The organism is Bacillus songklensis (genome assembly GCF_042649685.1).
Taxonomy (GTDB): Bacteria; Bacillota; Bacilli; order Bacillales; family Bacillaceae_H; genus Bacillus_BA; species Bacillus_BA songklensis.
In genome coordinates, this window is sequence record NZ_JBHRZT010000015.1 from 1 (window position 1) to 1,635 (window position 1,635).

Annotated in this window: 14 tRNA genes; all 14 read right to left on the reverse strand. The window is 48.0% G+C overall.

Annotated elements, in window-relative coordinates:
* Positions 1–359 precede the first annotated feature (359 nt).
* A tRNA-Glu gene (locus tag ACFOU2_RS02425) sits at positions 360–431 on the reverse strand.
* Between the two features lie 21 nt (positions 432–452).
* Positions 453–544: transfer RNA gene (locus ACFOU2_RS02430), tRNA-Ser, on the reverse strand.
* 3 nt (positions 545–547) lie between these two features.
* Positions 548–622, reverse strand: a tRNA-Asn gene (locus tag ACFOU2_RS02435).
* 3 nt (positions 623–625) lie between these two features.
* A tRNA-Ile gene (locus ACFOU2_RS02440) sits at positions 626–702 on the reverse strand.
* A 4-nt stretch (positions 703–706) separates the two neighbouring features.
* A tRNA-Gly gene (locus ACFOU2_RS02445) sits at positions 707–780 on the reverse strand.
* Between the two features lie 13 nt (positions 781–793).
* Positions 794–869, reverse strand: a tRNA-His gene (locus tag ACFOU2_RS02450).
* Between the two features lie 2 nt (positions 870–871).
* Positions 872–956: transfer RNA gene (locus ACFOU2_RS02455), tRNA-Tyr, on the reverse strand.
* A gap of 10 nt (positions 957–966) precedes the next feature.
* Positions 967–1,042: transfer RNA gene (locus ACFOU2_RS02460), tRNA-Thr, on the reverse strand.
* 9 nt (positions 1,043–1,051) lie between these two features.
* Positions 1,052–1,127: transfer RNA gene (locus tag ACFOU2_RS02465), tRNA-Asp, on the reverse strand.
* Between the two features lie 8 nt (positions 1,128–1,135).
* A tRNA-Met gene (locus ACFOU2_RS02470) sits at positions 1,136–1,212 on the reverse strand.
* Positions 1,213–1,228: 16 nt separating this feature from the next.
* Positions 1,229–1,321: transfer RNA gene (locus tag ACFOU2_RS02475), tRNA-Ser, on the reverse strand.
* Between the two features lie 18 nt (positions 1,322–1,339).
* Positions 1,340–1,413, reverse strand: a tRNA-Ile gene (locus tag ACFOU2_RS02480).
* A 23-nt stretch (positions 1,414–1,436) separates the two neighbouring features.
* Positions 1,437–1,510 (reverse strand) — tRNA-Met (locus ACFOU2_RS02485).
* 25 nt (positions 1,511–1,535) lie between these two features.
* A tRNA-Ala gene (locus tag ACFOU2_RS02490) sits at positions 1,536–1,611 on the reverse strand.
* Positions 1,612–1,635: the final 24 nt, after the last annotated feature.

Genomic DNA, 1,635 nt, shown 5'->3' on the forward strand with positions numbered 1-1,635 from the left:
GTCCTGAGCCAGGATCAAACTCTCCGAAGAAATGTTTGATTGCTCATAATAAAAAGAATTAACGTTGACGTTTGTTCGTTTGTTCAGTTTTCAAAGTTCAATTTCTAACGACAGAAGTTAATTTTATCATTAACAATCAATCTTGTCAATAATATTTTTAACTCACTGTTGAACACTCTGACGATTATAATAGATAATTTATCAGAAGTCAACTTCTACGAAAAAATTTTTTTAAGTTCTTGAATTGAAGAATCAAGTTCAAACTTACTATTTCGTCTCAGTGGCAATATTTATATTACAACATAACTTCGCAGAAGTCAAATTCCACGAAGTTGGTATTTTTTTGTAAAATTTCTTAATGACCCGTACGGGATTCGAACCCGTGTTACCGCCGTGAAAGGGCGGTGTCTTAACCACTTGACCAACGGGCCATTTAAATAAAATTACTTAAATGGCGGAGAGCAAGGGATTTGAACCCTTGAGACAGTGTTAACCGCCTACACGATTTCCAATCGTGCTCCTTCGACCACTCGGACAGCTCTCCAAATGGCTCCACAGGCAGGATTCGAACCTGCGACCGATCGGTTAACAGCCGATTGCTCTACCACTGAGCTACTGTGGAATATGGTGGGCCTAAATGGACTTGAACCATCGACCTCACGCTTATCAGGCGTGCGCTCTAACCAGCTGAGCTATAGGCCCGTAATGGAGCGGGTAATGAGAATCGAACTCACGACATCAGCTTGGAAGGCTGAGGTTTTACCACTAAACTACACCCGCAAATTTCACTTTATGGGGCGATTGATGGGAATCGAACCCACGAATGCCAGAGCCACAATCTGGTGCGTTAACCACTTCGCCACAACCGCCATGGTGGAGGGGGACGGATTCGAACCGCCGAACCCTGAGGGAGCGGATTTACAGTCCGCCGCGTTTAGCCACTTCGCTACCCCTCCATTATTCGAATGGTGCCGGCGAGAGGACTTGAACCCCCAACCTACTGATTACAAGTCAGTTGCTCTACCAATTGAGCTACACCGGCATTTAAAAATGGCGGTCCCGACGGGACTCGAACCCGCGATCTCCTGCGTGACAGGCAGGCATGTTAACCACTACACCACGGGACCACCTTGTTTGGTTGCGGGGACAGGATTCGAACCTGCGACCTTCGGGTTATGAGCCCGACGAGCTACCAGACTGCTCCACCCCGCGATAATGAGAATAAATATGGCGGAGGAAGAGGGATTCGAACCCCCGCGGGCTTTGACACCCCTGTCGGTTTTCAAGACCGATCCCTTCAGCCAGACTTGGGTATTCCTCCACGCTTCACATTCAATGATGGACCTTGTAGGACTCGAACCTACGACCGGACGGTTATGAGCCGTCTGCTCTAACCAGCTGAGCTAAAGGTCCTCTCATTTTCTCGATATATATAGTAGCGGCGGAGGGAATCGAACCCACGACCTCACGGGTATGAACCGTACGCTCTAGCCAGCTGAGCTACGCCGCCATATATGTTTTTATCATATTTGTAGTGGTGGAGCCTAGCGGGATCGAACCGCTGACCTCCTGCGTGCAAAGCAGGCGCTCTCCCAGCTGAGCTAAGGCCCCATGATTATTTAATGAATGGTCGGG